The sequence below is a fragment of the Luteolibacter sp. genome (genome assembly GCF_058122085.1).
In genome coordinates this window covers 1-5,564 of the sequence record NZ_JBIKBQ010000167.1, presented here as the reverse complement: position 1 = coordinate 5,564, position 5,564 = coordinate 1, and the positions used below count along the sequence as shown (strand labels likewise).

The 5,564-nt window shown below is 62.4% G+C and carries 5 protein-coding genes; 1 reads left to right on the top strand and 4 read right to left on the bottom strand.

Going from position 1 to position 5,564, the window contains the following annotated elements; genetic code table 11:
- Positions 1–344: 8-oxo-dGTP diphosphatase (locus AC4DF4_RS17685; protein ID WP_490049429.1), on the top strand; the 344-nt coding region annotated here is incomplete at its 5' end.
- 61 nt (positions 345–405) lie between these two features.
- Here the strand turns inward: AC4DF4_RS17685 and AC4DF4_RS17680 are convergent.
- From AC4DF4_RS17680 to AC4DF4_RS17665, 4 genes are all read right to left on the bottom strand, one after another.
- Entirely contained in the window at positions 406–1,074 is a 669-nt protein-coding gene (locus tag AC4DF4_RS17680) for a hypothetical protein (RefSeq protein ID WP_490049428.1), read from the bottom strand.
- Positions 1,075–1,151: 77 nt separating this feature from the next.
- The gene (locus AC4DF4_RS17675) at positions 1,152–2,291 is read right to left on the bottom strand and encodes an HAD-IB family phosphatase (RefSeq protein WP_490049427.1); all 1,140 of its coding nucleotides are present in this window, start codon (positions 2,289–2,291) and stop codon (positions 1,152–1,154) included.
- Entirely contained in the window at positions 2,288–3,430 is a 1,143-nt protein-coding gene (locus AC4DF4_RS17670; RefSeq protein ID WP_490049426.1) for a beta-ketoacyl synthase N-terminal-like domain-containing protein, read from the bottom strand. The genes AC4DF4_RS17675 and AC4DF4_RS17670 overlap by 4 nt, the downstream gene beginning before the upstream one ends.
- 30 nt (positions 3,431–3,460) lie before the next feature.
- Positions 3,461–5,359: a potassium transporter Kup gene (locus AC4DF4_RS17665; RefSeq protein WP_490049425.1), complete on the bottom strand. Its 1,899-nt coding sequence runs from the start codon at positions 5,357–5,359 to the stop codon at positions 3,461–3,463.
- Between the last annotated feature and the right edge of the window lie 205 nt (positions 5,360–5,564).

Sequence of the window (5,564 nt, the reverse complement as noted above, 5' to 3'; positions counted from 1 at the left end):
CCGGCGAGACGCCGCTGGAGGCCGTGATTCGCGAGACGCAGGAAGAGCTCCACGTCACGCCGCACGCGCCGCGAAAGCTGGGAGAACTGCGGTTCTCGATGTCGGACTGCCCGCACATTCTCTGCCATGTTTATCGCTCGGACGACTTCAGCGGCACTCCCACCGAGACCGACGAGGCCGTGCCGCTGTGGACCACGCTCGATGCGATTCCCTATCACCGGATGTGGGAGGACGACCAGCACTGGCTGCCGCTGCTGCTCAAGGAGCAATCATTCCTCGGCCGCTTCGTGTTCGAGGCGGATCACTTGCGCTGGAGCGAGGTGACCACGGACGTCGTCTGGTGAAACAAAAAAAGGCCGCCTCCCTGATGGGGAGACGGCCTGTGAGATAATGATTTGATTTCTATTAGAGCGACGCCTTGAGCGAGCTGAACTTGCCCTTGAGTTGGGCGAGCGCGGCTTCGGCATTGGCGATTTCCTTGCTCAACGCGAGAAGCGCGCCGAGCTTGGCATCGAAGCTGCCTGATGCCGACGAGGATGCTTTCTTCGCGGCTTTGGCGGCCTTCGCAGGCGCGGCGGCGCGGGCGCCCTTTTTCGCAGCCTTCTTGGAGGAGCTCTTGACGCCGGCGGCCTTCAACCAGGCCATCACCGTGAGTGGGGAAACCTTGAACTTCGCGGCTGCCTTGCTTTGGCCACCGCGGCCGTTCGCCGCGTTGTAGGCAACGGCGAAGTCAACGACCTCCTTCTTCTGCTCGGCGGTGTAGCGGGTGCCGACCTTGCTCTTGCCGGCGGGCTTCGCTGCTTTGGCGGGCTTCGCTGCCTTGGCGGGCTTCGCTGCCTTGGCGGCCTTTGGTGCCTTCGCCGCCTTCGCAGGGGCGGCGGCTTTCGGAGCGCCGGCGCCTTTCATCCAAGCAGCCACCGAAATCGGGGAGACCTTGAATTTATTAGCAGCAGCGCTTTGGCCGCCACGACCGTTTGCGGCATTGTAGCTCGTGGCAAAGTCCACGATTTCTTTCTTCTGGGCATCGGTGTAACGGACACGTTGTGGCGTGTTTTTCTTAGGAGTAGTGCTCATGTCGGGAGCAACCTATAAACAAACAACGAGCTAGCAAGCTAAATCTGTATCACGGGAGCCGCGCCGGATGCTATGGCTCACGATTTTCTAATCGGATCATTCGAGATGATACCTTTCAAAACAGACCTGTCGCTCATGTCGGCCAGCCAGTGATCGCTCCCTTTCTCTATCTTCGGGCGCGCCACCACGCCGCCGAATCCGATGAAATCATCAACGTCCGGCTTGGTCTCCAGATCCGACATTCCATCACCCATTATCGCCACACGCTCAGGCAACAGCGCCTGTTTCCATTCGCGGATCACTTCGTTTTTCCCGAGGTTGCGCGTGGTTGGATAATCCTCACCATAGCCTTTATAGGAACCATCCTCGTGGAAATAGAGCGGCACGGCTTCCACGTGGGCGATGCCCAGGCGCGCCGCCAGCGGCTGGATCAAGGGCGCGAAACCACCCGACAGGATGACGGGCAGCCAGCCGGCATCCTTCAGCTCGCGGATCATTTCCTCAGCGCCCGGCACGATGGTTTCCACATAAAGCGCGGCCACCGCATCACATAGCTCGCGGTCCGGACGGATCATCTCCATCCGCCGCGGGAACACCTCGCCGATCGGAACCTCGCCGTTCATCGCGGCGTTGGTCAACTCCACGACCCGCTCGAAAACATCACCGCCCTTGCCGCGCGCCAGCTCGTCGATTCCCTCAATCGTCGAAAGCGTGGAATCACAATCGATGAAAAACAACTTCACGCCGCGCTTGGTGGCGGGCTGGATTTCCAATTCGGTTCCTTCGCTCACCATGTCGAACAACTCGATCACCTCGTCGTTGCGGAGACGGATGCAGCCCTGGCTGGCGGGCTGGCCGAGCTTGTCCCCGTGATTCGTGCCGTGGATATAGATGAAGCGCTCCAGCGTGTTTGCATTTTCAACATCCAGTCCTTCGAGGCGGAGAATCCGGCTGAGGACCAGATCGCCCTCGACCGCGGAACCCGGAAGCCACAAGCCCGCGGCCACCCGCTGCTTGAAAATCGTGCCGCTCGCTGCGCCTTCGCCGATTTTTTCCGCCACCCGGAAACGGCCGGTCGGCGTGCGATAACTGTTCATGGTGAAACCCATGCCCTTGGTGGCGGTGGAGATATCAAATCGGCGGATGCATTGATCGCCCTCGATGACTTTCAGTGTCTGGTCATCGATGGAAACTTCAAGGCGACGTGTCGGGCTCATGGCGGTGTCAGAACAAGCAGGGCGTTGTGCCCGCCCATTCCATGGGAAAGTTTATAGATGGAACCGCGGTTTTCAAGCACCTCGTCGGGCAGCTGGAATCCGGCGGGAGCGCGGCGTCCGGCGAGGTTCGGCGGGAGTTGGCGGTCGCGCGCGAAACGGGCGAGGATCACGCTCTCCAACAATCCGCTCGCGCCGATGGTATGGCCGGTGAAGGGCTTCAACAGATGCAGGCTGGGCCGCGAGTCGGGAAAACAACGGCTCAGCGCGGCGGGATCGGCCACGGCCTGCACGGCGGTTCCAGTGGCGTGCGGACAGATGGCGGACGGGCTGCCGTGGAGGCGGGCCGCCTTTTCTATCAACTCCGGCGTGCGCCCGCCATCGGCGGGAATACCCACCGGATCACACGCGTCGGCATTGCAGCCATAGTGCGCGAGCCGGGGGAAACGGCCTTCGCGATGCTCGATGGCCATCGCCGCCGCGCCCTCGGCGGGGATGAAACCGGACGATGCGGAATGATAGGGATTCAAATCCGTGTCCGCGGATAACAGGCCGGACGCGGCATAGTTATCGAGCAGGACCGGCACCAGCGGCAGATCCACCGCCACCGCCAGCGCGCGCGGCGCGGTGCCGGAGCGCACCAGCATCATCGCGATGCCGATGGCGTCGAGGCCCGCGGCGCAACCGCTGGCGAGGACGTGGTTAGGCCCGGTGATGCCGAACTCGATGGTGATGGCCGACGCCGGTTCGCTGTGGATGGTGTTGCTCGCGGCCATCAGCTTGAACGGCCTGCGCCCCGGCCACGGACCGAGCCAACCCGCGGCGTTTCCCCGGCTGGTGCCGACGACCAAGGCCGCGTCGCGCAGTTCCTCCGCGGTCCAGCCGGCTTCGGCAATCGCCTCGCGGGCGACGTGCAGCGCGGCCATCGTCGCCGGGCTCCACTTGCGGTTCACTAACAACGAGCGCCGCTCGATCCACGCGCCGGGCCGCGCCGCGTGCGGGCTGTCGGCACCGAGCAGTTCGCCGAGTTTCCGGAACGGCACCTGCCGCGCCAGCAGCGCCCGGTGATGGGATGCGATGCCCGCCCCGAGCGCGGAGAGCGCCCCAAGGCCGGTGATGGATAGGGAAGATGGGGTGGCCACGGCGGGTGCTGCGGGAATTCCTGCCGGCATTTACAAAGTGATTTGTCCGCCGAGCTCGACGACGCGGCCGGGAGGAAGCTGGAAATAAGCAGTCGCGGGAGAGGCGTTGCGGGCCATCGCCGCGAAAAGCGAGAGACGGAGCCGGTCGATGAAAGTCGCTTTTTTCCCGACGCCGTAGGTTTCGCGACCGAGGAAATAAGTCGCCTTGCCCGGCTGGAAACGCGCGCTCTCCGGCATCCTGAGTTTCAGAGCGGTGGGCACGTCGGGAGTTTCCGCGAAGCCGAAGCGCAGGGTCGCGCGATGCACGCCGTCTCCCAGATCCTCGTAGTCCAGCATATCACCTGGATTCGCCCGCGGCTGGTCGAGCGTCATGACGTGCAGGAGGATCACGCGCTCGTGCAGGACCTGGTTGTGCTTCAAATTATGCAGCAGCGCGGTAGGCACTTGCAGGCCTTTGCCGCTCATGTAAATCGCGGTGCCGGAAACCCGGTGGATTTTGCCTTTGTGCAGATCCTTGAGCAAGACATCGATCGGCAGCGAGTCTCGCAAGATCCGCGCATACAAGCGCTGGCGGCCCCAGATCCAGATCAGCATGATCGACATCACCACGGCGGCGATCAGCAGCGGCAGCCAGCCGGACGGCCAAATTTTCAGGGCGTTCGCGGCGAGGAACGCGCCGTCGAGCAACAGGAAAACCCCCGTGATCAGGCCCGCCTTGAATTTTGACCAACCCCAAACCGCGCGAGCCGCCGAGAAGAACAACAGCGAGGTGATCGTCATCGTTAGCGAAATGGCAACGCCGTAAGCCCCCGCCAGCGCGGACGAGGTCTCGAACACGATCACCAACAAAATACACGCAACCGCCAGGACGTGGTTGACCACCGGCACATAAACCTGGCCCATCGAGTGCTCGGAAGTATAAAGAATCCGAACCCGCGACATGCAGCCGAGTTGCACCGCTTGTGCGGTTAGGGAGAACGCGCCGGAAATCAGCGCCTGGCTGGCGATGATCGCCGCCCCGGTCGCCAGGATGGTCAGCGGCAATTGTAGGATTTCCGGAGCGAGCAGGAAAAACGGACTGCGGATCGCCGACGGATCGGCCGTGAGCAGCGCCGCCTGGCCGAGATAGTTTAAAACCAGCGCGGGCAGCACCACCGAGAACCAGCCGACGCGGATCGGCCGGGTGCCGAAATGCCCGAGATCCGCGTAGAGCGCCTCACCGCCGGTCACCGCCAGAAATACCGCCGCCAGCAACGGAAACGCGTGCTGCCACTCGCGGATAAGAAACGCGATCCCCTCTGACGGACTCAGCGCGAGCAGCACCTGCGGGTGATGCCACAGCGCCCCGATGCCCAGCAGCGCGAGCGTGGAAAACCACAGCAACACCACCGGCCCGAACAATTTCCCCACATTCCCCGTGCCGAACTTCTGGATGGAAAACAGCCCTATCAAAATCACCACCGCCAGCGGCACCGTCCAGTGTGCCAGCGCCGGACTACTCACTGAAAGTCCCTCCACGGCGCTGAGCACCGAGATCGCGGGAGTCAGCATGCCGTCGGCATAAATCAAAGCCGCGCCCGCCAGGCCGAATAACAAAATCTTCTGCGGGTCATTTCCACCGAGCCGCCGCACCGCGCCCCGGATCAAAGTCGATAGCGCCAGAATCCCGCCCTCGCCCTTGTTGTCCAGCTTGAGGATGATGAACAAATATTTCACCGAGACCACCAGCAGCAGCGACCAGACGATCAGCGAGGCGGCGCCCACCAGGTTCTGAGGGCTGATCGGCGCTCCGTGGTGGCCGGAAAAACATTCGCGGAACGCATAAAGCGGGCTCGTTCCGATATCGCCAAAAACAATGCCCAGGGCAGCGAGAGTGGTTACCGAGAGGTGAGGTTTGTGGCCCGAGTGGCCTCCGAGGGAGTCGTTCATCGTCGCGAAGCGGATCGCTCGCACGGGCTTCAAACCATTTCCCACGGGTGCTGACCAGCCAATTTACGCCCGCAAAATCCCAGGGTTCCTCCATTAGGGAAATACCACGGGAGGCTTTCCTAACAGGCTTGTACACTGTATTTTGTGCCTTCAGTCTTCCTGAATGCCAAGAAATCCCGACAAAACCGACTATTCCCAAGGCTTT